At 70.1% G+C, this 23,094-nt stretch carries 27 protein-coding genes; 15 read left to right on the top strand and 12 right to left on the bottom strand.

The annotated features are described in order from the left end of the window. Positions 1-5 precede the first annotated feature (5 nt). The 8 genes from KAH28_RS06490 to KAH28_RS06525 form a co-directional block, all read right to left on the bottom strand. A complete protein-coding gene (locus KAH28_RS06490) occupies positions 6-1,310 on the bottom strand; it encodes an NADH:flavin oxidoreductase/NADH oxidase family protein (RefSeq protein ID WP_290575170.1) in 1,305 nt (434 codons plus the stop codon). Positions 1,311-1,439: 129 nt separating this feature from the next. Further along, positions 1,440-2,258: a bifunctional DNA-formamidopyrimidine glycosylase/DNA-(apurinic or apyrimidinic site) lyase gene (gene mutM, locus KAH28_RS06495; RefSeq protein WP_290575171.1), complete on the bottom strand. Its 819-nt coding sequence runs from the start codon at positions 2,256-2,258 to the stop codon at positions 1,440-1,442. Between the two features lie 6 nt (positions 2,259-2,264). Continuing rightward, entirely contained in the window at positions 2,265-3,170 is a 906-nt protein-coding gene (locus KAH28_RS06500) for a DUF4340 domain-containing protein (RefSeq protein ID WP_290575172.1), read from the bottom strand. A gap of 10 nt (positions 3,171-3,180) precedes the next feature. After that, a complete protein-coding gene (locus KAH28_RS06505) occupies positions 3,181-4,551 on the bottom strand; it encodes a DUF4350 domain-containing protein (RefSeq protein ID WP_290575173.1) in 1,371 nt (456 codons plus the stop codon). A 3-nt stretch (positions 4,552-4,554) separates the two neighbouring features. After that, the gene (locus KAH28_RS06510) at positions 4,555-5,301 is read right to left on the bottom strand and encodes an ABC transporter permease (protein ID WP_290575174.1); all 747 of its coding nucleotides are present in this window, start codon (positions 5,299-5,301) and stop codon (positions 4,555-4,557) included. Beyond that, positions 5,298-6,257, bottom strand: a complete 960-nt coding sequence (locus KAH28_RS06515) for an ABC transporter ATP-binding protein (RefSeq protein ID WP_290575175.1) — start codon at positions 6,255-6,257, stop codon at positions 5,298-5,300. The genes KAH28_RS06510 and KAH28_RS06515 overlap by 4 nt, the downstream gene beginning before the upstream one ends. Before the next feature lie 69 nt (positions 6,258-6,326). Next, positions 6,327-7,433 (bottom strand): TRAP transporter substrate-binding protein, encoded by a 1,107-nt coding sequence (locus KAH28_RS06520; RefSeq protein WP_290575176.1) that lies wholly within the window; start codon positions 7,431-7,433, stop codon positions 6,327-6,329. A gap of 28 nt (positions 7,434-7,461) precedes the next feature. Continuing rightward, positions 7,462-8,331: a lysophospholipid acyltransferase family protein gene (locus KAH28_RS06525; protein ID WP_290575177.1), complete on the bottom strand. Its 870-nt coding sequence runs from the start codon at positions 8,329-8,331 to the stop codon at positions 7,462-7,464. Positions 8,332-8,527: 196 nt separating this feature from the next. Between KAH28_RS06525 and dtd the strand changes: the two genes are divergently transcribed. From dtd to KAH28_RS06575, 10 genes are all read left to right on the top strand, one after another. After that, positions 8,528-8,968: a D-aminoacyl-tRNA deacylase gene (gene dtd, locus KAH28_RS06530; RefSeq protein ID WP_290575178.1), complete on the top strand. Its 441-nt coding sequence runs from the start codon at positions 8,528-8,530 to the stop codon at positions 8,966-8,968. 93 nt (positions 8,969-9,061) lie between these two features. Further along, entirely contained in the window at positions 9,062-9,652 is a 591-nt protein-coding gene (gene hisB / locus KAH28_RS06535; protein ID WP_290575179.1) for an imidazoleglycerol-phosphate dehydratase HisB, read from the top strand. A gap of 15 nt (positions 9,653-9,667) precedes the next feature. Then, on the top strand, positions 9,668-10,309 hold the full coding sequence (gene hisH, locus KAH28_RS06540) for an imidazole glycerol phosphate synthase subunit HisH (RefSeq protein ID WP_290575180.1): 642 nt from the start codon (positions 9,668-9,670) through the stop codon (positions 10,307-10,309). A 104-nt stretch (positions 10,310-10,413) separates the two neighbouring features. After that, a complete protein-coding gene (hisA, locus tag KAH28_RS06545; protein ID WP_290575181.1) occupies positions 10,414-11,145 on the top strand; it encodes a 1-(5-phosphoribosyl)-5-[(5-phosphoribosylamino)methylideneamino]imidazole-4-carboxamide isomerase in 732 nt (243 codons plus the stop codon). A gap of 6 nt (positions 11,146-11,151) precedes the next feature. Further along, a complete protein-coding gene (hisF, locus tag KAH28_RS06550) occupies positions 11,152-11,940 on the top strand; it encodes an imidazole glycerol phosphate synthase subunit HisF (protein ID WP_290575182.1) in 789 nt (262 codons plus the stop codon). Positions 11,941-11,956: 16 nt separating this feature from the next. Then, complete coding sequence (locus KAH28_RS06555) at positions 11,957-12,304, top strand: phosphoribosyl-ATP diphosphatase (protein ID WP_290575183.1); 348 nt, start codon at positions 11,957-11,959, stop codon at positions 12,302-12,304. 1 nt (position 12,305) lies between these two features. Next, positions 12,306-12,563, top strand: a complete 258-nt coding sequence (locus KAH28_RS06560) for a Sec-independent protein translocase subunit TatA (RefSeq protein ID WP_290575184.1) — start codon at positions 12,306-12,308, stop codon at positions 12,561-12,563. A 21-nt stretch (positions 12,564-12,584) separates the two neighbouring features. After that, positions 12,585-13,061: a Sec-independent protein translocase protein TatB gene (tatB, locus tag KAH28_RS06565; RefSeq protein WP_290575185.1), complete on the top strand. Its 477-nt coding sequence runs from the start codon at positions 12,585-12,587 to the stop codon at positions 13,059-13,061. 59 nt (positions 13,062-13,120) lie between these two features. Beyond that, a complete protein-coding gene (gene tatC / locus KAH28_RS06570) occupies positions 13,121-13,855 on the top strand; it encodes a twin-arginine translocase subunit TatC (RefSeq protein ID WP_366918139.1) in 735 nt (244 codons plus the stop codon). Between the two features lie 38 nt (positions 13,856-13,893). Continuing rightward, positions 13,894-14,289, top strand: a complete 396-nt coding sequence (locus KAH28_RS06575) for a gamma-glutamylcyclotransferase family protein (RefSeq protein WP_290575211.1) — start codon at positions 13,894-13,896, stop codon at positions 14,287-14,289. On the opposite strand, the gene aroE is transcribed toward KAH28_RS06575, so the two are convergent. Further along, positions 14,286-15,119: a shikimate dehydrogenase gene (gene aroE / locus KAH28_RS06580; RefSeq protein WP_366918138.1), complete on the bottom strand. Its 834-nt coding sequence runs from the start codon at positions 15,117-15,119 to the stop codon at positions 14,286-14,288. The two genes, KAH28_RS06575 and aroE, sit on opposite strands and share 4 nt — an antisense overlap. Beyond that, positions 15,095-16,096, bottom strand: a complete 1,002-nt coding sequence (hemB, locus tag KAH28_RS06585) for a porphobilinogen synthase (RefSeq protein WP_290575188.1) — start codon at positions 16,094-16,096, stop codon at positions 15,095-15,097. Before hemB ends, aroE begins: the two co-directional genes overlap by 25 nt. A 117-nt stretch (positions 16,097-16,213) precedes the next feature. On the opposite strand from hemB, the gene KAH28_RS06590 reads away from it, so the two are divergent. The 5 genes from KAH28_RS06590 to KAH28_RS06610 all read left to right on the top strand — a co-directional run bounded on the left by KAH28_RS06590 (position 16,214) and on the right by KAH28_RS06610 (position 21,066). After that, the gene (locus KAH28_RS06590) at positions 16,214-16,810 is read left to right on the top strand and encodes a sigma-70 family RNA polymerase sigma factor (RefSeq protein ID WP_290575189.1); all 597 of its coding nucleotides are present in this window, start codon (positions 16,214-16,216) and stop codon (positions 16,808-16,810) included. Continuing rightward, positions 16,807-17,535 carry an anti-sigma factor gene (locus tag KAH28_RS06595; RefSeq protein ID WP_290575190.1) on the top strand — a complete coding sequence of 243 codons (729 nt, stop codon included), beginning with the start codon at positions 16,807-16,809 and terminating at the stop codon, positions 17,533-17,535. The genes KAH28_RS06590 and KAH28_RS06595 overlap by 4 nt, the downstream gene beginning before the upstream one ends. Positions 17,536-17,606: 71 nt before the next feature. After that, positions 17,607-19,082 (top strand): glycerol kinase GlpK, encoded by a 1,476-nt coding sequence (glpK, locus tag KAH28_RS06600; protein WP_290575191.1) that lies wholly within the window; start codon positions 17,607-17,609, stop codon positions 19,080-19,082. Positions 19,083-19,453: 371 nt separating this feature from the next. Then, the gene (locus KAH28_RS06605; protein ID WP_366918140.1) at positions 19,454-20,044 is read left to right on the top strand and encodes a LemA family protein; all 591 of its coding nucleotides are present in this window, start codon (positions 19,454-19,456) and stop codon (positions 20,042-20,044) included. A 23-nt stretch (positions 20,045-20,067) separates the two neighbouring features. After that, positions 20,068-21,066 (top strand): DUF3137 domain-containing protein, encoded by a 999-nt coding sequence (locus tag KAH28_RS06610; protein WP_290575193.1) that lies wholly within the window; start codon positions 20,068-20,070, stop codon positions 21,064-21,066. 19 nt (positions 21,067-21,085) lie between these two features. Here the strand turns inward: KAH28_RS06610 and KAH28_RS06615 are convergent, their stop codons facing one another. Continuing rightward, positions 21,086-22,021 carry a hypothetical protein gene (locus KAH28_RS06615; RefSeq protein WP_290575194.1) on the bottom strand — a complete coding sequence of 312 codons (936 nt, stop codon included), beginning with the start codon at positions 22,019-22,021 and terminating at the stop codon, positions 21,086-21,088. A gap of 52 nt (positions 22,022-22,073) precedes the next feature. Continuing rightward, positions 22,074-23,051, bottom strand: coding sequence for a malate dehydrogenase (locus KAH28_RS06620; protein WP_290575195.1), 978 nt, complete (start codon positions 23,049-23,051; stop codon positions 22,074-22,076). Positions 23,052-23,094 lie beyond the last annotated feature (43 nt).

Raw genomic sequence — 23,094 nt, forward strand, 5'->3', positions numbered from 1 at the left:
CTCCGCTACCGCTTCGCGGCTCGCCGCACGCGCCAGGCCGTGCTCAGCTCGTCGAGCTGATAGCGCAGGAACGCCCCCAGAAGGCCCATCTTCATGTCGGCGCCGCGCCCCGCCGCAATGCGCTGGAGCTGCTGGTAGTACCAGGCCTGTGCGCCGAAGATGTTCAGGATCTTGAAGAAGAAGATCGGGCTGGCGCCCGACAGCCAGCGTCGGTCCGAGAGCTTGAGGCGCTGCTCGTGCCGGATCGCCGGGGCCTCCTCGCCGGCCAGCCAGCGCTTCGGCAGATCCATGTCGGTGGTCATCGGTCGTCCCAGACCGACCACATCGCAATGCCCGGCGGCCAGCACTTCCTCGACGAAGGCGGGCGTGCGAAAGCCGCCCGTCACCATCAGCGGCATGGTCGCGATCCTCCGGATCGACTGTGCATAGTCGATGAAGTACGCCTCGCGCTTGCGCGTGCTCTCGCGGGTATTGGGGTCGACGCTCGCCTCCTGGCCCTCGAATCCCAGGAGCCGCGGCTGCTCGTAGGTACCGCCCGAGATCTCCAGCAGATCGATGCCCTCGGCGTTGAGCAGCTCGACGACCTGCAGGCAGTCCTCGTGCGAGAAGCCGCCCTTGCGGAAGTCGTCCGAGTTCAGCTTGACCGCGATCGGGAAGTCGGGACCCACCGTGCGCCGGATCGCACGCACCGTCTCGAGCAGCATGCGCGCGCGATTCTCCAGCGATCCGCCCCATTCGTCGGTCCGGCGGTTGGTCTCCGGCGACAGGAAGCTGGAAAGCAGATAGCCGTGGGCCGCGTGCACCTGCACACCGGTGAAGCCGCTGTCGCGTGCCACCTCGGCAGCAAAGGCGAAGCGCTCGATGAAGTCCCGGATCTCCTCGTCGCGCAGCGCCCGCGGGCGCGCGTAGTTGCCGAGAATCTTCAGGCCGACCTCGGAAGGTGCCAGCGGTTCGCCCGTCACATAGCGCGGGGACTGCCGGCCGGCATGGCTGATCTGCATCCAGAGATGGTTGCCGCCGCGCGTGCCCGCCTGCGCCCAGCGCCGCAGCGCGGCGCGTGCGGTGTCGTCCGGCGGGCTGCTGCGGTCGATGGCCACATTGCCCGGCCGCTCCAGGACGCGTCGGTCGATCATCACGTTGCCGGTCAACAGCAGACCCGCGCCGCCGTCGGACCATTGGCCGTACAGCTCCGCGTGGCGGTCCGTGGCGCGCAGGCGCTCGTCGGCAACGCCCTCGGTCATGGCGGCCTTGCATAGACGGTTGGGCAACTCGGCGCCGCAGGGGAGGGTCAGGCTGCGGGACATGTACATGAACGGGTCTCCGGAAGCATTGGTGTGTCGCGACATTCGAACGGTCGTTTAGCCACAGGTTACACAGAATGCCCGGGCCCTTCGTGTCCGGGCCGGACACCCGGTCGGTGTCCTGCCTGCCGTGCCACTTCAGCGCGGCTGGCAGCGCGGACACCAGGTGCTGCTGCGACCGGTGATGCGGGTCAGGCGCAGCGTGCTCGTGCAGCGCCGGCAGCTCAGGCCGGCGCGGCCGTATACGTGCAGATCCTGCTGGAAGTAGCCGGGCGCGCCGTCGGCACCCGTGAAATCGCGCAGGGTCGTGCCGCCCGCGACCACCGCGCGCTCCAGAACGGCCCGCACCGCAGCGACCAGGAGATGGCATTCCGGGCGACTGAGGCGCCCGGCGGCGCGGCCGGGGCGGATGCCGGCCTCGAACAGCGCCTCCTGCGCGTAGATGTTGCCGACACCGACGACGATGCGGGCGTCCATCAGCAGGGCCTTGATGCTGGCGCGCCGGTCGCGCAGCCGCGCGTGCAGGTAGTCGCCGTCGAAGGCGTCTTCCAGCGGCTCGGGGCCGAGTCCGGCCAGCAGCCGCTCGCCGCTGCCGTCGCCTTCGCTGAGCAGCACGCAGCCGAAGCGGCGCGGATCGTGAAACCGCAGTATCGTCCCGCTATCGACCACGATATCGACATGATCATGCTTTCTCGGCGCCTCGGGTGCGGTCAGCACGTGCAGCCGGCCGGACATGCCCAGGTGGATGAGCAGCGTGTCGTACTCGCATCCGATGAGCAGGTACTTGCTGCGCCGTCGCACGCTCCCGACCCGCTGGCCGCGCAGCCGCCCGGGCAGATCCGGCGGCACCGGAAAGCGCAGCCGGGGCTCGCGCACGATGACATCGGCAATGGCGCTGTCCGCGAGCCAGGGCGCGATGCCGCGCCGGATGGTCTCGACTTCCGGTAGCTCGGGCACCGGGCCTCAGTTCCCGGCCGGCGCCATCACGCCCTTGCCGGTGGTCGGATCGGTTTCCGGTGCCGCGGGTGGCGCCGCCAGATCCAGCAGCACGCCGGCGAGGTTCCGCGCCACGTGATAACGCACCCGGTAGCCGGGCCGGGCCAGGATGAGCTGCTGGCCGCGCTCGGCCACCAGCGCGGTGCTGCCGCCGTCGGCGAAGTGCAGGGTGACCGCTTCGCCGCTTCCGGCATCGACGGCGTCGAGCGGTCGCGTCCACATCGCGCGGGCGGTGCGCCAGGCTTCGGCGGTCTCGGCCGCGCGCGCGGCGTCGCGGGTGCCGTCGTGCCCGCGGGCGCGCGCGCTCCAGCTGGCGTCGCGCTTCTCGACGATCCAGCGCGGCAGATCGATGCGGGTCAGCTCGCGGTCGGCGGCGACGATCCGCTTGTGCACGAAGTTGGCATGGGTGGCGTTGCGCGGCGCGCCCGCCGGATCGTCGATCTGCGCCACGGTATCGTCCCCGACCTGCACGAAGCGCTGCCGGGTGACCGGATTGACGGCGCCGATGGCGATATCGGTGTCGTCGAAGAACAGCCGCCGCTCGGGGCGATCCAGGCCTAGGTCGGCGGCATCGACCTCGTTCAGTCCGAAGCGCTCGTGCGCCGCCGCCGATGCCACCGACAGCAGGCTGTTCACTTCGGTGGGATCGGCGGGCGCGTCCACCGGCTCGCGTAGCCGCCAGCCGTCCGCGACGCGCTCCAGCAGTACGCGCCCGCCGTCGGGGGTGGCGAAGCCGGCGCGCTGGATGCGGTCGCGCTGATCCGTGACCAGCGGCGTGGTCGCGGTCGGTTCCGGCTGCGTTGCGCGCCAGACCAGCACCGCGCCGGCACCGAGCAGGAAGAGCAGCACCAGATTGACGATGTGGCGGTGCATGCGGCCTTCCCTAGCGGCGGCGCCGGATGATCCAGCGCACCACGCCGAATCCGATGAGCAGCGCCGGCAGCACCAGCACGATGCCGCCCGCCACCAGCGTCAGCGACAGCCCCGACATGCGCAGCGAGGTATCGGGCGCGCGCGGCACGTCGATGTCCAGCTGCCTATCCCGCGACGCGACCCACTGGAAGAGGTTGAGGGCGAGCTGGCGGTTGCCGACCTCCCGCAGGTAGGCATCGATCAGGAAGTCGGAGTCGCCGAAGACCACCACGCGCTGTTCCAGCACGGTCTCTCCGTCGCCGGCGGGCAGGTCGCGCGTCATGGTGGCGCCCACCGTGACCGGGCCGCCGATGTCGCCGGCAGCCTCGTCGAAGGTGAGGTCGCCCTCGATGGCGCCGGTCTCCAGCCAGGCGCTTTCGCGCGTCACCACCAGCGGCATGCCGTTCCACTCGCCGTTCATGTCCCATTCGAGGCCGGCAACCAGCGGGAACACCGTGGTCTGCTCCAGACGCCGCGTCAGCGGATTGGGTGGGTAGTCGGTGGCGAGCAGGATCCCGGGATGACCCGAGGTCGCCTCGTAGTCCGGGAACACCGCCACGCCGGGTTGCCACTCGACGGTCAGGATCTCGGCCAGCGCCGGGATGTCGTGCGCGCTGTCCGGGTCGGCGAGCCAGACGAGATTGCCGCCATCGCGCACCCATTCGGCGACGCGGCGCTGCTCGCCTTCCAGCAGCGCGCTCTGCGGACTCGCCAGCACCAGGACGGAGGCATCCGCCGGGATCTCGGGCGTGTCGGCCAGGTTCAGCGGCGCCACGCGCAGGCCGGTCTCCTCGAGCGCGCCGACCAGCGCCGCCATGCTGAGCCCGCTCCCCTGCCCGTTCTCGCCGCTGCCGGACAGCGGGCGCTCGCCGTGGCCGCGCAGGAAGTAGACGACCTTCTCCTCGGGGTTGGCCAGGCGCTGCAGCGCGCCGGTGATGGCCGGCTCGGTGAGGCTGCCGATCACCTCGCTGTTGCCCTGGTAGGCGATCTGCACCTCGTTGAAGCTGCGGATGCCGGCGGCACGCGCCTTCTGCGGCTCGCGCGACGGGTCCACGAAGCGGATCTCGATGTTGTCGGCAGCGCGGCGATAGCGCCCCAGATCGCCGATGATGCTGCGCTTCATCTCGGCATCCGACGAGGTGAACGCGGTGAAGACGATGGGCTCGGGCATGCGCGCGAGCAGCTGCCGGCTCGCCTCGCTGAGCGAGTTGCGGCCGCCGTAGGTCCAGTCGAACTCGGTCTTGTATATCTGGCTCAGCACGCCGGCGACGGCGACGACGCCGAGCACGAGCACGATGCGCAGCAGCTGCTGCAGTCGCGTGGAAAGGCGATCGCGGGCCATGAATCAGCTTCTCTCGATGTCCAGGCGCTGCACCGCGGCCCACAGGAAGGTGCCGGTGAACAGCAGGTAGTAGGCGATGTCGGCGGTGTCGAAGATGCCCCGCCGCAGATTGTCGTAGTGCCCGATCAGCGACAGGTGCCGGAACACCTGCGCCAGGGGCACGTCCTGGTAGGCCAGCACGTCGAGCAGCCAGAGCATGAGCAGCAGGCCGAAACCGGTCACCGCCGCGATGGTGGGCTCGCGCGTCAGGGTCGATACGAACAGGCCGGCGGCACCGAAGGCCAGCAGCATCAGCAGCATGCCCAGCACGCCCGCGGCCAGCCGGCCGTAGTCGAGGTCGGTGCTGAACGCCAGCGAGGCGGGCATCAGCATGAGGATGAGCACCAGACCCTGCATGAAGACCGTCAGCCCGAGGAACTTGCCGAGCACGATCTGCGTGGTCGATACCGGCGCCGAGAGCAGCAGCGTGATGGTGCCGGTCTTGCGCTCCTCGGCGAACAACCGCATTGTCATCAGCGGCATCACCAGAAGGAACAGCAGCGTCGCGAAACCGAAGACGCCGGCGCTGATGTAGTCCGACACGCCCATGTAGTCGGACAGCGCCATCGGATCGGCCTGCAGCGACAGCAGCAGCATCACGAAGATGTAGCCCGAGATCGCCGCCACCACGCCCAGCACCGTCCAGGCCAGCGGCGAGGTGAAGATGCGCCGGGCCTCGTTGCCGGCGATGGACAGCGTCGTCGCGATCATGCCGCCTCCTCGCGCTCGGGGCTCGCGGCCCCGGTTTCGCCCGTGGTCAGCTCCACGAATATGTCCTCCAGCGTGCGCAGCTCGGGCCGCAGCTCGAACAGCCCCCAGTCGTGGCGCGCGGCCGCCGCCGCCCAGGCATCGCGGGCGCTGCTGTCGGTGCGGCAGTGCAGGCGGAAGTGCTGCGCGTCGATGCGCTCGACGCGGCCGACATCCGCCAGCGCCAGCAGCTCGTTCTCGGGCGGCGGCTCGCGCAGCCCGATGATCACGCTGGAGAAGCTCGCCCGCATGGCCTCGGCCATGCTGTCGGCATAGACCACGCGGCCGCCGGCGATGATCATGACCCGGTCGCATACCGCCTGGATCTCGGGAAGGATGTGGCTGGACAGCAGCACCGAGTGCTCGCGGCCGAGATCGGTGACGAGCGCGCGGATCTCCCGGATCTGGATCGGATCCAGTCCCACCGTGGGTTCATCGAGCACGATCACGTCGGGATTGTGGATGATCGCCTGCGCCAGTCCGGTGCGCTGCTGATAGCCCTTGGACAGATTGCCGATCAGCCGGCGGCCCATGTCGTCGAGTCCGCACGCCGTCTTGGCGCGGGCCAGCGCCTCGGCGCGGTCGCCGCGCGGCACGCCGTGCAGGCGGGCGGCGAAGCGCAGGTACTCGTCCACCGTGAGCTCCGGGTAGACCGGCGGCACCTCCGGCATGTAGCCGAGGTGCCGCTTGGCGGCCTCCGGCCGCGCGAAGGGGTCCTGCCCGCGGATATGCACGCTGCCCGCACTGGGTGCCAGGCAGCCGGTGAGCATCTTCATGGTCGTGGACTTGCCGGCGCCGTTGGGGCCGAGCAGCCCCAGGATCTCGCCCTTGCGCAGGGTCAGGTCGAGGCCGTCGACCGCGACCGTCGGGCCATAGCGCCGCGTCAGGCCCCGGGCCCGAATCAGCGTGTGATCGTCCAATGGTGTTCCTCCGTCAGGAGCGCATCGATGGTACTGCGAGCATCAAGACCGACCGCGATCCCGATCGGTTCAACCGGGCGCGACGCCGCGCGCCGTCAGCTGGGCGGCGATGCCGATGCGCGTGTTCTCGGCCATCGCGTCGCGGAACGGGCGGTAGGCATCCCACACCCGCCGCGCGAACGGTTCCTCGGCCGCAAGCGCCTCGACCACGTCGTCCGCCGCCGCGTGCATGGCGCGCAGCACGTCGTCCGGGAATGGCAGCACCTCGATGCCGTGCTCGGTCTTCAGCTCGCGCAGTGCCTCGGCGTTGCGGGCGTTCATCTCGGCCATCATGGTATGGGAGCACGACAGGCAGGCGGTCTCGACGATGGCCTGCAGATCCGGCGGCAGGGATTCCCACGCGTCCTTGTTGACGATGGCCTCGAGGGTCGCGCCCGGCTCCTGCCAGCCCGGGTAGTAGTAGTAGGGCGCGATCTTGTGGAAGCCGAAGGCGAGATCGTTGTACGGCCCGACCCACTCGGCGGCGTCGATGGCGCCCGACGACAGCGCCTGGTAGAGCTCGCCGCCCGGAATGTTGACGGTGGCCACGCCGAGGCGCGACATGACGTCGCCGCCCAGGCCCGGGATGCGCATGCGCAGGCCGTCGAGATCCGCCACCGAGTCGATGCGCTTGCGGAACCAGCCGCCCATCTGCGCACCGGTGTTGCCGGCGTCGAAGGGCACCAGATTGAAGTCGGCGTAGAGCTCGCGCCACAGCGCCATGCCCCCGCCCCAGTGCAGCCAGGCGTTGGTCTCGTTGGCAGTCATGCCGAAAGGCAGTGCGGTGAAGAACGGCGCGGCCCGCGACTTGCCTTTCCAGTAGTAGGCAGCGCCGTGACCCATCTGCGCGCTGCCGCGGGATACCGCGTCGAAGACCTCCATCGCCGGCACGCGCTCGCCGGCGCCGAAGACCTCGATCTCGAGCCGGCCGCCGGACATGGTCCGGATGCGCTCCGCCAGCCGTGCCGCGCCGCTGCCCAGGCCGGGAAAGTTGCGCGGCCAGGTGGTGTACATCTGCCAGCGGAAGCGTTCCTTCGGCTTGGCGGCGGCCTCGTCCTGCGCCTGCTCGCGCGAGCAGGCGGTGGCCCCGAGCCCGGCGGCAACCGCAAGGCCGGCGATCATGTCGCGACGTAGCATCGTGTGTCTCCCTCGTTCTGCAGCGGCGTCAGTCGGCACGCCGGTAGAAAGCGTTCCAGCCGTCCGGCGTGCGCCGGAATCGGCGATAGGCCCACCAGTATTGCCCGGGCAGATGCATGATGCAGCGCTCGACGCTGGCGTTCATGCTGGCGAGATCGCGCCCCGCTCCGGGCGCCGGCGCAACATGGAACCGGAAGCGCGACGCACCGACGCGCTCGGCGTAGCAGTACAGCACGGCAGCGCCGGTGCGGTCCGCGAGCCGGTGCACCAGCGTCGGCGTGTGCGCCGGGCGGCCGAACAGGGGCGCGAATGCGCCGGCGCCGTCCGGCGGATCCTGATCGGGCAGGATGCCGACGCGCTCGCCGCGTCTGAGCGCCGCCAGCAGCGCGCGCACGCCGCCCCCGTCGCTCGATACCAGGCGCGCGCCGAGGCGCTGCCGACCCTCGATGATGAGCGCGTCGACGGCGCCCCTCTGCGGCTTGTAGAGCGAGGTGATGCCGCCGTGCAGCGCGCAGAACATGCCGGCCAGCTCCCAGTTGCCGATGTGCGGGCACAGCACGATGGCGCCGCCGGGATGGGCATCCGCCAGTGTCCGCAGTCGTGCCGCAACCTCCGGCGCGTCGAGCCAGCGCAGCAGGCGCCGGCGCGGCCCGAACCAGACGGCGGGCGACTCGGCGAGCGCGCAGCCGAAGGCGATCAGACTGCGCCTCGCCAGGCGCCGACGGCTGGCGGGAGCGGTATCGGGAAACAGGCGATCGAGGTGGATGCGCGCGGTGTCCCGCGGTTTTCCGCCGAGCAGCCACAGGACGCAGCCGATGCCGGCGCCGAACAGGCGCAGCACGGGAGTGGGCAGACTGCCGACGGCGCGCAGTGCCGCGCGCAAGAGGCGCTCCTTCATGGACGGAGAGTGTAATCCGCTCGCCGCCGGCCCTTCCGGTTGCCGGGCAGCGAACGGCCGTCCGTGGCGTGACTGCCGGCCGGCATCCGTGCGCGGCGCGTCCGTGGCGGTCACGTCGCCATCTTGCCGCGCGGGACGCCGATTGCCTGTAGGGGGCTGCAAAGCGCTGCTGTAGGAAAAGACGGACAATCGCGGCATGATCGGTTTCCTGCAACGCGTGCGTCGGGCATCGGTCGATGTGGCCGACGAAAGCGTCGGCGAGATCGCCGACGGATTGCTGGTGCTGGTGGGCATCCGCCGCGAGGATGACGCGGCCGCCGCGGAGCGGCTCGCGCACCGGCTGCTGGCCTACCGGGTGTTCACCGACGGCCGCGGTCGCATGAACCGCAGCCTCGGGGACACCGGCGGCGGGCTGCTGCTGGTGCCGCAGTTCACCCTCTGCGCCGATACCCGCCGCGGCCTGCGCCCCGGCTTCGAGCCGGCGGCCCCGCCCGAGCAGGCCCGCGGGCTCTTCGACGAACTGGTGCGCGTCGCGGAGGTCGCCCATGACGGCCCGGTGGCGCGCGGCCGCTTCGGCGCCGACATGCAGGTGGCGCTGATCAACGACGGGCCGGTCAGCTTCTGGCTCGAGGCCTAGGGCCGACGAAGCGGCGTCCCGGCTACGACGGGCGGAGTTGCGTGCGCGCGCGAGCGGAGTATCCTACGCGCCCTTATTGACCAGCTGGCGGCCATGAACGCGCGCAGCGCCCGCGTACAGCGGGATACCAAGGAAACCCAGATCGGCGTCGAGATCAATCTCGACGGCACCGGCGAGGCGCGGCTCGACACCCCGGCGCCCTTCCTGAACCACATGCTGGACCAGGTGGCGCGGCACGGGCTGGTCGATCTGCACGTCAGCGCCCGGGGCGATGTCGAGATCGATCTCCACCACACGGTCGAGGACATCGGCATCGCCGTGGGCCAGGCGCTGGCGAAGGCGATCGGCGACAAGAAGGGTGTGCGCCGCTACGGTCACGCCTACGTGCCGCTCGACGAGGCGCTCTCGCGCGTGGTGCTGGACTTCTCCGGCCGACCGGGCCTGGAGTGGTTCGTGGAATTCCCGCGGCCCCTCATCGGCGAGTTCGACGTCGACCTGCTGCGCGAGTTCTTCCAGGGCCTGGTCAACCACGCGCAGATCACGCTGCACGTGGACGCGCTGCGCGGCCGCAATGCGCACCACATCGCCGAAACCGTGTTCAAGGCCTTCGGGCGCGCGCTGCGCGCCGCCGTCGAGCTGGATCCGCGGTCGGATGTCATTCCCTCGACCAAGGGCACGCTCTAGGGCCCGAGCCGCGTTATGTCCGCTATCGGCGTCATCGACTACGGCATGGGCAACCTGCATTCGCTGGCCAAGGCGCTGGAGCGCTCGGCCGGATCGCAGCGCGTGGAGGTCACCTACGATCCCGACAAGCTGGCGAAGTGCGAGCGTCTGGTGCTGCCCGGTGTGGGCGGCGTGCGCGCCTGCATGGCCGAGCTCAACCGGCTGGAGCTGGACGCCTTCGTGCGCGAGCAGTCAACGCGCAAGCCGCTGCTCGGCATCTGCCTCGGCATGCAGGTGCTGCTCGACCACTCCGAGGAGAACGAGGGCGTCGACGCCCTCGGCCTGATTCCCGGGCGCGTGGTGCGCTTCCCGGATCCGCCGGCACCCAAGCCTGGAGAGCAGCGCCTCAAGGTGCCGCACATGGGCTGGAACCGTGTGCGCCAGACGCAGCCGCATCGACTGTGGCACGGTATTCCCGACGAATCCTGGTTCTACTTCGTGCACAGCTATCACGCGCAGCCGGCCAATCCGGAGCATGTGCTGGGCGAAGCGACCTACACGCACCCCTTCGCCGCGGCCATCGGGCGGGACAATGTGGCAGCCTTCCAGTTCCACCCGGAAAAGTCGCAGCAAGCCGGTATGATGCTGCTCAACAACTTCATCCAATGGGAGCCCTGAGCCCGTAGCGGGAAGCCGAACCCCGCGGCGTCGAGCCGCGCGCGCTCCGTCGCGGCCCCGACTGGACGGCCGATCGGCACGCCCGGACGCTCTATCAAGCCATCATGTTTCTCATCCCCGCAATCGACCTCAAGAACGGGCAGTGCGTGCGCCTGCGTCAGGGCAAGATGGACGACGTCACGGTCTTCTCCGATGACCCGGTCGCCGTCGCACGGCAATGGCAGGAGGCCGGTGCCGAGCGCCTGCACATCGTCGATCTCGATGGCGCCGCCACCGGACGACCCGCGCATGCCGACATCATCCACCGCATCTGCGAGGCCTGTCCCGAGCTGCTGGTGCAGATCGGCGGCGGCATCCGCGACGAGGACACCGTCCAGGGCTATCTCGACGCCGGCGCGGAGTGGGTCATCATCGGCACGCGCGCGGTCACCGCGCCGCACTTCCTGCGCGATCTCTGCGTCGAGTATCCGCGCCGCATCGTGGTCGGGCTCGATGCCCGCGACGGCCGCGTCGCGGTCGACGGTTGGAGCAAGCTCTCCCAGCACAGCGTGCTGGAGCTCGCCCAGCAGTTCGAGGAGGATGGTGTCGAGGCCATCGTCTACACCGACATCGGCCGCGACGGCATGATGAAGGGCGTCAACATCGAGGCGACCCGCGATCTCGCCGCGCAGATCCGCACGCCGGTCATCGCATCGGGTGGTGTCTCGTCGATGGACGATGTGCGCGCGCTGCACGGCATCGAGCAGGACGGCGTCATCGGTGCCATCATCGGACGCGCGCTCTACGAGGGCGGCATCGATTTCCGCAAGGCCATGGAAGAAGTGGCCGGGAGCTGAGCAACCGTGCTGGCCAAGCGCATCATCCCCTGCCTGGACATCGACCGCGGTCGTGTCGTCAAGGGCGTCAAGTTCCGCGACATCGTCGACGCCGGTGATCCGGTCGAGGTCGCCGGCCGCTACGACGCCCAGGGCGCCGACGAGCTGGTGTTCCTCGACATCACCGCGAGTCACGAGGACCGCCCCACCCTGTTCGCCACCGTCGAGCAGGTGGCGCGCCAGATCTACATTCCGTTCACCGTCGGCGGCGGCGTGCGCACCTGTGCCGATGTCCGGGCGCTGCTGTCGGCCGGTGCCGACAAGGTCTCGATCAACACCGCCGCGGTCATCGATCCCGATTTCGTCACCGAGGCCGCCGGCCGCTACGGCGTGCAGTGCATCGTCGTGGCGGTGGACGCCAAGCGCGTCAACAAGCGCAAGGAGCCCCCGCGCTGGGAGGTCTTCACGCACGGCGGCCGCAAGGCCACCGGTCTCGACGCCGTCGAGTGGTGCCAGACCATGGTCGAGAAGGGCGCCGGCGAGCTGCTGCTCACCAGCATGGACCGGGACGGCACCAAGTCCGGCTACGACACCGAGCTGCTGCGCGCCATCTCGTCGAACGTCCCGGTGCCGCTGATCGCGTCCGGCGGCGTCGGCACGCTGCAGCACCTCTACGAAGGCTTCGCCGAGGGCGAGGCCGATGCCGTGCTCGCCGCCAGCATCTTCCACCAGGCGACGTACAGCGTCGGCGAGGTCAAGGACTTCCTCGCCGCGCGCGGCATCAACGTGCGGCTGCCGCCGCGCGTCGCCGCCTGATCCGGCGACCGCATCCATGGCCTCCGCACCGAGCTCGGCGCTGGATGATCTCCACGCCACCATCCGTGCACGCCTGGCGACCGGCGACGCCGGATCATCCTATGTCGCCCGCCTGAACGGAAAGGGCCGCGACGCCATCCTGAAGAAGGTCGGCGAGGAAGCGGCCGAGGTCCTCATCGCGGCGAAGAATGACGATTCCGTGAACCTGGTCCACGAGCTGGCGGACCTGTGGTTTCATTGCGCAGTCCTGATGGCCCACGCCGGCGTCGAGCCCGAGCAGCTTTACGGCGAGCTTGCACGGCGCGCGGGCACCTCGGGCATCGCCGAGAAGGCGGCCCGCGGGCAACCCCCCAACGGAGAGTGATATGTCACCGAGTCTCTGGCAGCTGTTGATCGTGCTGGGTATCGTCATCGTGGTGTTCGGGACCAAGCGCCTGCGCGGCATGGGCAGCGACCTCGGGTCCGCGATCCGCGGGTTCAAGGATTCCATGAAGGACGGCGAGAAGAAGGGCGACGAGCACGTCCAGCACCTCACTACCGAGGACAGCGAATCCGCCGACACCACCACCAGCCAGTCGGCCGACAGCGACCCGCAGAAGCAGCACGATCGCACCGGCGTCTGATCGTCCCACGCGCGCCGGCCCATGTTCGATCTCGGCTTCTGGGAGCTGCTGTTCATCGGCGCCATCGCGCTGGTGGTGCTCGGTCCCGAGCGCCTGCCGGTGGCCGCCCGCACGCTCGGCCGGTGGGTCGGACAGGCGCGCGCCTACACGCGCAGCCTGTCGAACGAGCTGAACCGCGAGGTGCAGCTGCGCGAGATGCGCGATCGCGTGCGCTCGGCCGAATCGGAGATCCGTTCCGAGGTCGACAAGGCCGGCCGCTCGATGCGCGAGCTCGCTGAAGCGACACCGGCCGACGCCGTCCCCGAGCCTGCACCGGCGGAACCGTCCGCCACACCGGCGGTCGCGCAGGCGGCGTCCCCGGCACCCGCGCCGGCCTACACCCCGCGTCCGGTTCCCCCGGTCGGCGGCGTGGTGGTCGACCCCGTGGCCGATGCCGGCGTCGTGCCCCCGCGGGCGGTGCCGCCGCAGCCGGGCGGCACCGGCGAGCCGCGCCCGTGAGCGCCGGCAGGTCCGGCAGGGAGCGTCCGCACGCGGGCGAGGAAGCGGCCGAGCAGCCGCTGATCGCCCATCTCATCGAGCTGCGCGACCGCGTGCTGCGCGCGCTCATAGGCGTTGCCATCGTCTTCGTGCCGATGGCCTTCTTCGCGCAGGAGCTGTACAGCTTCGCCGCGGCGCCGCTCATGACGCTGCTGCCCGAAGGCACCAGCATGATCGCCACCGACGTGGCATCCCCCTTCTTCGCGCCCTTCAAGCTGGCCGCACTGGGCGCGCTGGTGGTGGCACTGCCGTGGGTGCTCTACCAGATCTGGTCCTTCGTCGCGCCCGGCCTCTACCTCCAGGAGCAGCGCCTCGTCATGCCGCTGCTCGCGAGCAGCACGCTGCTGTTCTACGCCGGCATGGCCTTCGCCTACTTCGTGGTGTTCCCGGTGGTGTTCGGCTTCTTCATTTCGGTGGCGCCCGAGGGCGTGGCGGTGATGACCGACATCTCCCGCTATCTCAACTTCGCGCTGGGCATGTTCCTGGCCTTCGGCGTGGCCTTCGAGACCCCCATTGCCATCGTGCTGATGGTGTGGAGCGGCTTCACGACGCCGGGTGCGCTGGCGGCCAAGCGGCCGTACGTGCTGGTCGGCCTGTTCGTGATCGGTGCTTTCCTGACGCCGCCCGACATCGTCTCGCAGACCATGCTGGCACTGCCCGCCTACCTGCTCTACGAGGTCGGCATCCTCGCCGCGCGCTGGATCGTGCCGGGCAGCGCCGAAGTCGATGCGCAGCGCGAGAGCGGCGACTCCTGAGACCGCGCGCTCGGCGGTCAGGCGTCACGGGTAGCGGTATCGACTTCGTTCTCGTCTACGGCACTCTGATGCGGGGTCACGCCGCGCACCGCGCCCTGGGACTGCAGCGGCGCGCCCGCCTGATACGGCGCGTCGTGCTGCGCGGCCGGCTCTTCGATCTCGGTGCCTATCCCGCGTTCCGCCCGGGGCGCGGCACGGTGCGTGCGGAACTCTACGCGCTGCGCGACCCGCGCCTGCTGCGCGCGCTCGACCGCTACGAGGATTACCGACCGGGGCGGCCGCGCGCATCGGAGTACCGGCGCGAGCGCTGGCGTGGCGGGCGGCCGGGCTTCGGCGCCTGGCTCTACGTCTACAACCGGCGCTTGGATGGACGCCCGATGCGCATCGGGCACTGGGGCGGCGGTCGGGGTCCGGTCGACCGAACGCGAGGCTAGGCCGCGCGCAGGCGCGCGATGACGTTGTCGGTGACCGGCAGCACGCCGTGCCAGCGCTCGAAGCTCACCGCCGCCTGCTCGACCAGCATGCCGAGCCCGTCGAAGACCGCAGAGGCGCCGGCGTCCCCGGCCCATCGCGCGAGCGGCGCATGGGCCTCACCGTAGCTGAGGTCGTAGACCACCGCATCGTCGGCGAGGAGGCCTTCCGGCAGGCGCGGGAAGCCGCCGCCGTGGCCCACCGACATGGCATTGATGACCAGGTCGAAGCGGTCTCCCTTGAGTGCCATGTGCGTGGCCGGGCGGATGCGGCCGTACGGCGCCAGGGCATCGGCGATGGTCTCGGGCTTCCAGGGCGAGCGGTTGGACAGCACCAGCTCCGCCGGCTCTTCCGCGAGCAGCGGCTGCAGGATGCCCCGCGCCGCACCGCCCGCACCCAGCACCAGCACGCGCCGGTCGGCCACCGCGACGCCGCAGTTGTCCACCAGGTCGCGCAGCAGGCCTTCGCCGTCGGTGTTGTCGCCTTCCCAGCCACCCTCGCCGCGGATCAGCGTGTTGACCGCCTCGGCGACCCGGGCGCGTTCGCTCAGCCCGGTGCAGAGCGCGGCGACGGCGGTCTTGTGCGGCAGCGTGACGTTGAAGCCGGCGTAGCCCTCGTCGTGCCACGCCGCGAGCTGCGCGCCGAGATCCTCGGGCGCGACCGCGAGGGCGTCGTAGGACAGCGCGATGCCGGTCTGTTCGGCGAAGCCGGCATGGATGCGCGGAGACAGCGAATGGGCGATCGGCTGCCCGATGACCGCGAAGCGTTTCACGCCCCCTCCTCGCGCAGCCATGCGGCGACCTCGGCCGCGAAGTAGCTGAGGATCATGTCGGCACCCGCACGCCGGAAGCAGAGCAGCGACTCCAGGATCGTCCGCTTCCGATCGAGCGCGCCCGCCGCAGCGGCGGCCTCCAGCATCGCGAACTCGCCCGACACCTGGTACGCCGCCACCGGCACCCCGAACTCTGCTTTGGCGCGCGCCACGATGTCGAGGTACGGCATGCCCGGCTTGACCATCACCCAGTCCGCGCCCTCGCGCAGGTCGAGCGCGATCTCGCGCAGCGCCTCGTCGCCGTTGGCCGGGTCCATCTGGTAGCTGCGCTTGTCGCCGATCAGCGCCGTTCGGCTGCCGACGGCGTCGCGGAACGGGCCGTAGAAGCCGGAGGCGTACTTCGCGGCGTAGGACAGGATGACGGTGTCGACCCGGCCGTCGCGCTCCAGCGCCGAGCGCAATGCGCCCACGCGGCCGTCCATCATGTCGGAAGGCGCCACCACGTCGGCGCCGGCGCGCGCGTACAGCACCGCCTGACGGGTGAGGATCTCGACGGTGGCATCATTGTCGATGGAGCCGTCGGCCCGCAGCACGCCGTCGTGCCCGTGATCGGTGAAGGGATCGAGCGCGATGTCGACGATCACGCCGAGTTCCGGAACCGCCTGCTTCACGGCCGCGATGGCACGCGGGATCAGGCCCCGGGGATCGAGCGCGGCATCCCCGCCGGCGTTCTTCTGTTCCGCCGGAATGACCGGGAAGATGGCCACCGCCGGGATGCCGAGTGCGTGCACGCGCGCGCACTCCTCGCACAGTGCCGGGATCTCGCGCCGCGCGATGCCGGGCATGCCCGGTGCCGGGCCGGTGAGATCGCCCTCCGCGACGAACAGCGGCTGGATGAGATCGGCCGGAGCAAGGCGGTTCTCCGCGGTCAGGCCGCGGGCGAAGGCGCGCATGCGGTTGCGGCGCAGGCGGGTGGCGGGAAAGCGTTGCTCGATCATCCCCGCATTATAGGCGGCGTGCCGCCATCACCTCCCGCGGATCGGGCGCTTCCGGCATGGTCCGGGCACCGGCCCCGGCCGCATCACCCCGTGCAACGATCGCGCTCCACGGATACGATGGCGGTCGGACGAACACTTCGGGTTTTTGCCTACGTGAGCAACGACGCTGCACGTCTCCAGACCCTGTTGACGGCAACCGCCGGCGGCGACACCGCCGCCTTCGGTGAGCTCTATCGCGAGACCAGCGCGCATCTTTTCGCGCTGCTGTTGCGTATCTTGCGGCGAAGGGATCTTGCGGAAGAGGCACTCCAGGATTGTTACGTGCGCGTCTGGCAGAAATCGTCGAGCTACAGCCCCGAGCGGGGCTCGCCTACCGTGTGGATGGCGAGCATTGCGCGCTATCGCGCGCTCGACATGCTGCGCGCGCGCCGACCGGAGGTGTCCGACGCGGTGACCGAATCCGGTGAGCCGCTCGCCAGCCACGTCGACGATCGCGTCGACATCGAGCGTCAGGCGGAAGAGCAGGGCGAACTGGACCGGCTCCATGATTGCCTGGGCGAGCTCGGCGGCGAGCAGCGCGATGCGCTCATGCTCGCCTACTACGAGGGGTTCACGCATCCCGAGCTGGCGGAGCGCCTGGCGGCGCCGCTCGGTACCGTGAAGAGCTGGGTCCGTCGCGGGCTGCAACGCCTGCGGGAGTGTCTCGAGCGATGATCCCGACACGCCCAGAAACCCGCGCTCTGCTCGCGGCCGAGTACGTGCTCGGCACGCTCCAGGGCCGTGCCCGCACCCGCTTCGAGCGCTACCTCGCCGAGTCCGACGCGCTGCAGCGCGAAGTGGCGGTCTGGGAGGCGCACCTGCACACGGTGATGACCCGCGATCTGGAACCGGTGACGCCTCCCGATGCGCTGCGCGCGCGCGTCATGGCGCGCGTTGCGCCGCCGGGCGGCGCGGGCGCGCCCGCCGCGGGCAGGCCGCGCAGTGGCGCGCGGCGTGGCCGGCGACGCGTGTGGTACGCCGCCGCTGCCGCCGCCGCGCTCGCCGTGCTGGCGCTGCTGCTGCCGGTTGCCGTTCAGCAGCCCGACGCGCCGGTGGTGGTCGAGCCGCAGCCCGAATTCCAGCCGCTCAAGCGTATCGAGCTGGCCGAGGCCGACGGGGCATGGGAAGTGGGCGTCCGGGGCGATCAGCCCATCGTGGCAGCCGCCGACGACGGGGTGCGTCCGCCGGCCGGCAAGGATTACGAGCTCTGGTGGGTCAGCGGTGTCGAGGGCGAGGCGCCGGTCTCGCTGGGCGTGCTGCCGCGTACCGGCGAGCGCACGGTATCGGTGCCCGCCGAGGCGGCCGGCCTCGATACCGGCGCGCTGGCGATCAGCCGCGAGCCGGAGGGCGGCGCGCCCGAGGGCACGCCCACCGAGGTCATCGGCGTCTTCCCGCTCTGACCCCCCACCCGCGTGATGGACGTGGCAGCGCCATGCGCTAGCATGTCCGTTCACCGGGGGGAGCCACCGCGATGACCTACCTGCTCGCCGTCGATCAGGGCACCACCAGCACGCGCGCGATCATCTTCGACCGCGACGCGCACTACATCGCCACCGCCACGCGCGAGTTGCAGCAGTCCTACCCGAACCCGGGCTGGGTCGAGCACGACGCGCGCGCCATCTGGGCCGACACCCGCGACTGCGTGCGCGAGGCCATGGCCAAGGCGGGCATCGAGGCCGCGCAGATCGCCGGTCTGGGCATCACCAACCAGCGTGAAACGGTCGTGGTCTGGGACCGTGCCACCGGCGAACCCATCCATCCCGCGATCGTCTGGCAGGACCGCCGCACCACCGAGTTCTGCAAGGCGCAGCACAGCGAAGCCCGGGACGGCTGGCTGCAGCAGAAGACCGGTCTGCTGCTCGACCCCTACTTCTCGGCGACCAAGGTGGCGTGGATCCTCGACAACGTCGAGGGCGCGCGTCAGCGCGCCGAAGCCGGCGAGCTCGCCTTCGGCACCATCGACAGCTGGCTGATCTACAAGCTCAGCGGCGGCCGCGTGCACGCCACCGACGCCACCAACGCCTCGCGCACGCTGCTGTTCAACATCCGCATGCAGCGCTGGGACGATGAGCTGCTCGAATTCTTCCAGGTCCCGCGCGCCATGCTGCCGCAGGTGCACGACAGCGCCTACGCATTCGGCCACACCGACAGCGCCCTGTTCGGCGGGCCCATCGCCATCGCCGGTGTGGCCGGCGACCAGCAGGCCGCGACCGTCGGCCAGGCCTGCTTCGAGCCCGGCATGATCAAGTCCACCTACGGCACCGGCTGCTTCATGGTGCTGAATCTGGGCGACAAGTTCGTGCGTTCGCGCAACCGGTTGCTGACCACCACCGCCTACCGGTTGAACGGCGAGGTGACCTACGGTCTGGAGGGCAGCATCTTCATCGCCGGCGCCGCCGTGCAGTGGCTGCGCGATGCCGCCAAGCTCATCCAGCACGCCGCCGACACCGAGGACATCGCCCGCTCCATTCCGGATACGCGTGGCGTCTACATGGTGCCCGCCTTCACCGGCCTCGGCGCGCCCTACTGGGATCCGGAGGCCCGCGGCGCCGTGCTGGGCCTGACCCGCGACACCGGCCTCGCCCACATCGTGCGCGCCGCGCTGGAGTCGGTCTGCTACCAGACGCGTGACCTCATCGGCGCCATGCGCGAGGACGCCCACGCCCCCAGCGAGCTGCGCGTCGACGGCGGCATGGTCGTCAACGACTGGGTCGTCCAGTTCCTCTCGGACATCCTGGGCATCCCCGCCGTCCGCCCCGAGGTCATCGAGACCACCGCCCTGGGCGCCGCCTTCCTCGCCGGCCTGCAGACCGGTGTCTACGGCTCGCTCGACGATATCAGCGCGCTGTGGAAGACCGACCGCAGCTTCGCCCCCGAAATGCCCGGCGACAAGGCCGACCAGCTCTACAAGGGCTGGAAACGAGCCGTCGAGCGTGTGAGGGGGTGAGACGTGACCGAAGCGCCTGTGGCGCTTCGCAGCACGTCGAACGCCCGGACATGGATGTCCGGGCAGGGGTTCGAGAGAGCGCAACCGCAGCGCCATGGACGGCAGGCACGCCCCTCATCGGGGCGGCGGCATGCCGATGTGCCGGGCCCCGGCAGGGTCACTTGGCGAGGCCCGGAAGGCCGAGCCTAGTGATCGCGGCGGCCGCTGGCACGGCAAGCGTTTCGGGCAGCACGTCGAACACCCCGGCAGCCTCCGCCATTTGACACCACCCCCGCCCTTGACGATAGTCCGGTGACCCCGGTGCCGCCGCCGCTTGCAGGCCGCGCGCGGTCATCGGGGTCCGACAATCAGGGGGCTTTCGCATGGGCGCTATCGTTCCGGTCGTTGTCGCGCTGATGATCGTCGCCATCGGATATGGCTGGTACGTGGCTCTGATCACCCGCCGCAACAAGGCGCTGGAGGCGCTTTCCTCCATCGACGTCCAGCTGCGCAAGCGTCACGACCTGATTCCGAATGTGCTCAGGCTGGCGCAGCAGTTCATGACGCACGAGCGCGAGCTGATCACGCGACTGACCGAGCTGCGCACCCGCGCCCAGGAGCGCTACGACCCGTCGCGGCCGGATGACGTGGAAGCGCATCTGAGCGCGGAGGGCGCGCTGCAGGGCGGCATGCGGCAGTTGTTCGCCGTGGCGGAAAACTATCCGGAGCTGCGCTCGAGCGAAACCATCGTCCAGGCCCAGCAGACCTTCAACGAGGTGGAGGGGCACATCGCTGCCTCGCGCCGCTTCTACAACGCCGCCGTTACCCGCCTGAACAATGCCGTGCAGATCTTCCCCGGCTCGATGATCGCCGGCATGACCGGGATACGCGGCATGCCCTTCTTCGAGATCGAGGACGACGTGGTGCGTCAGCCCGTCAATGCCGACGATTATCTCCGCGCCGGCGATCGGCCGACGGTCTAGCGCAGCGCAAGGTCTCGGCCGGCATGGACAACGCCATGGATCGCCTGTCGCCGTATGCCGACGGCTACGAGCGGTTCTTCACCGCGGAGATCGAGCCGTCGCTCGCGGAGATGGAGAAGAAGCGGCGCGAGGTGGCGCGGAAGATCAAGCGCAGTCTCGTCTTGGCCCTGGTGGCCTTCGTCCTGTTCCTGGCGTGCCTGGTCCCGCCGTGGTTCGGGGCAGCGTTCAGCGCCGGCATCGAGCCGTATCGCGGCGGTGTCATGATGGGAGGGCTCTTCGCCTCGGCGGTGTTCTTCTTCCGCGCCGGATATCTGACCATCGGGGTGCAGGGCGATTTCAAGGAGGTCGTGGTCGGGCGGACCTGCGCCTTCCTGGGGCTGGACTATGCCCGCAGCTCCAGCGACTTCCCGGTCGACCGCTTCCGGGAAACGGGGCTCTGTTCAGGTTTCGACGACAGCACGATCGAGGACGCCATAAGCGGCGAGCACAAGGGGGTCGCCCTGCAGCTCTGCCAGGCCTCGCTGGAGCGGCGCGGTGGCTCGTCCGACAGCGGAAGCAGCACCAGCACGGCATTCAAGGGCGTGCTCCTGATCTACCGTTTTCCCAAGCGCTTTCACGGCGCGACGGTCGTCCTTCCGGACGCCACCTGGGCGGGCAATCTGGTGGTGGGGCTGCGCCAGGAGGGGCAACGCGTCACCCTCGAGGATGTCGGCTTCGAGGACCGCTTCGAGGTGTACTCGAGCGATCAGGTCGAGGCGCGCTACCTGCTGACGCCGCGTTTCATGGAACGCGTCGTCGCGCTCGGCCGGATGTTCGACGAGGACGGCGGCGGCCTGTCGATGGCCTTCGACGGCAGCGATCTGCTGATCGCCTACCGGACGCCGCTGAAGCTCTTCGTCGGCGCCGGCGTGTTCACGGATTTCACCGACCGCGCGCATATCGGACCCATCCTCAAGGAACTGGCCATGCTGCTGGAGATCGTCGATGTGCTGAAACTGGACGATCGGTCGGGCAGCGCCTGACGGCGATCCGGTGCGGGCGTCACGCCAGGCGGAACACGCCCTCGCACTCGATCATCAGCTCCGGCCGGCAGATGTCGCCCTGCAGGACCGTGATCGCGCCGCTCAGGCCCAGCCGCTCGGCTGCCGCGAGATCCTCGGCGCGGCGCAGGTAGATGACCGCGCGCTCGTTCTGCCAGCGGTTGCCGGCGGCGTGCAGCAGGGCGTCGATGTTGCTGCGGGTTTCGCGGGCCTGCTCGCCGGCATCGGAGGGGTGAAGGCTGTCGGCGCCGACCACGGCGGCGGTGCCGGAGACCAGCAGCGCGCCCCAGTCGGTGCGCAGTGAGCGCACGAAGCTCGGCGGTTGCGGGCCGTAGCGGCGGGGGTAGTCGAAGGCGCTGGTCTGCCGCGGATTCTCGATGGCCTGCGCCGGTGAGCGCGCGGCCATGAAGTGGATCGATGCGCCATCGACGGGCCGGCCGATGACGGTGGCGGCCGGATAGTCGCGCGGGTCGCGCGCGATGGCGTCCAGCGCGCGTGCGCGACCGACGCAGAACTGGCGATAGCGTTCGCCATCGCCGTCGCCGCGGTGGATGTGGCCGAGGTAGATCCAGCAGCGCAGCAGGTGCGGATAGCCGGCGCCGCGGATGACGCCGATCAGTCGCTCGAAGGCGTCGCGGCAGGCGCCGGCGGTGTCCGCCGCGAGCGCGGTCTCGTCGATGGCGAGGTGGCCGAAGCCGATCGCGCTGTTGGCGCGGAAGGCGACGTCGTCATCGCCCAGATCACCGACCGCACTGTCGGACAGCCACCATTCGCACCGGGGGCCGGCGAGCAGCGGCAGGCTGGTGCGCACCCGCCATGCCTCGGCATCGGGCTCGTCGGGGTCGCGGCCGCCGTGATCGACGCACAGCAGGACGCGCGCCGCGTCCACCGCCGGCGCGTCCTCGGTCGACAGGCGGTAGGGCTGCCGCAGCGTCATGACGGGAACAAAGGCCTCCGGCGCACGCCGGGTGCGCCGGAAGCGCGGACGATCAGCCCAGCAGATCCTCGATGGCGCCGCGCTCCTCGCGCAGCTCGGTCTCGGTCTCGGTCATGCGGCCGCGCGAGAACTCGTCCACCGGCAGATCCTGCACGATCGCGTAGTCGCCGCCCTCGCAGAGCACCGGGTAGGAATAGACCACGCCGGGCGCGATGCCGTACGAGCCGTCCGACGGAATGCCCATGCTCACCCACTTGCCGTTCGAGCCCAGCGCCCAGTCGCGCATGTGGTCGATCGCCGCCGAGGCTGCCGACGCCGCCGAGCTGGCACCGCGCGCCTTGATGATGGCGGCGCCGCGCTGCTGCACGGTGGGGATGAAGTCGGACTCGATCCAGTTCTGGTCGACCAGGTTCTTGGCGGCCTTGCCGTCGATCGTGCAGTGCGAGATGTCCGGGTACTGCGTGGAGCTGTGGTTGCCCCACACGATCAGCTTCTCGATGTCGTTGACGTGCGAGCCGGTCTTGTTGGCGAGCTGCGACGCCGCGCGGTTGTGATCGAGGCGCATCATCGCGGTGATCTGGCGCGGGTCGATCTTGGGCGCGTTGCTGGCGGTGATCAGCGCGTTGGTGTTGGCCGGGTTGCCGACCACCAGCACGCGCACGTCGCTGCGCGCGTTGTCGGACAGCGCCTTGCCCTGCACCGAGAAGATCTTGGCGTTGGCCTGCAGCAGATCCTTGCGCTCCATGCCCGGGCCGCGCGGGCGCGCGCCGACGAGCAGCGCGTAGGAAATGTCCGAGAACGCCTCGTTGGGGTCGGACGACGCGGTGATGCCCTGCACCAGCGGGAAGGCGCAGTCCTCGACCTCCATCACCGTGCCGCGGAGCTTCTCCATGGCATCGGGAATGTCGAGCAGCTGCAGGATGACCGGCTGGTCCTTGCCGAGCATGTCGCCCGAGGCGATGCGGAAGATGAGCGAATAGGCGATCTGCCCGGCGGCGCCGGTGATCGCGATGCGAACGGGGTCAGCCATGGTCTACGAGCTCCAGAATCCGGTGAATGGCACGTGAATAAAG

Source organism: Algiphilus sp. (assembly GCF_023145115.1).
Lineage (GTDB): Bacteria > Pseudomonadota > Gammaproteobacteria > Nevskiales > Nevskiaceae > Algiphilus.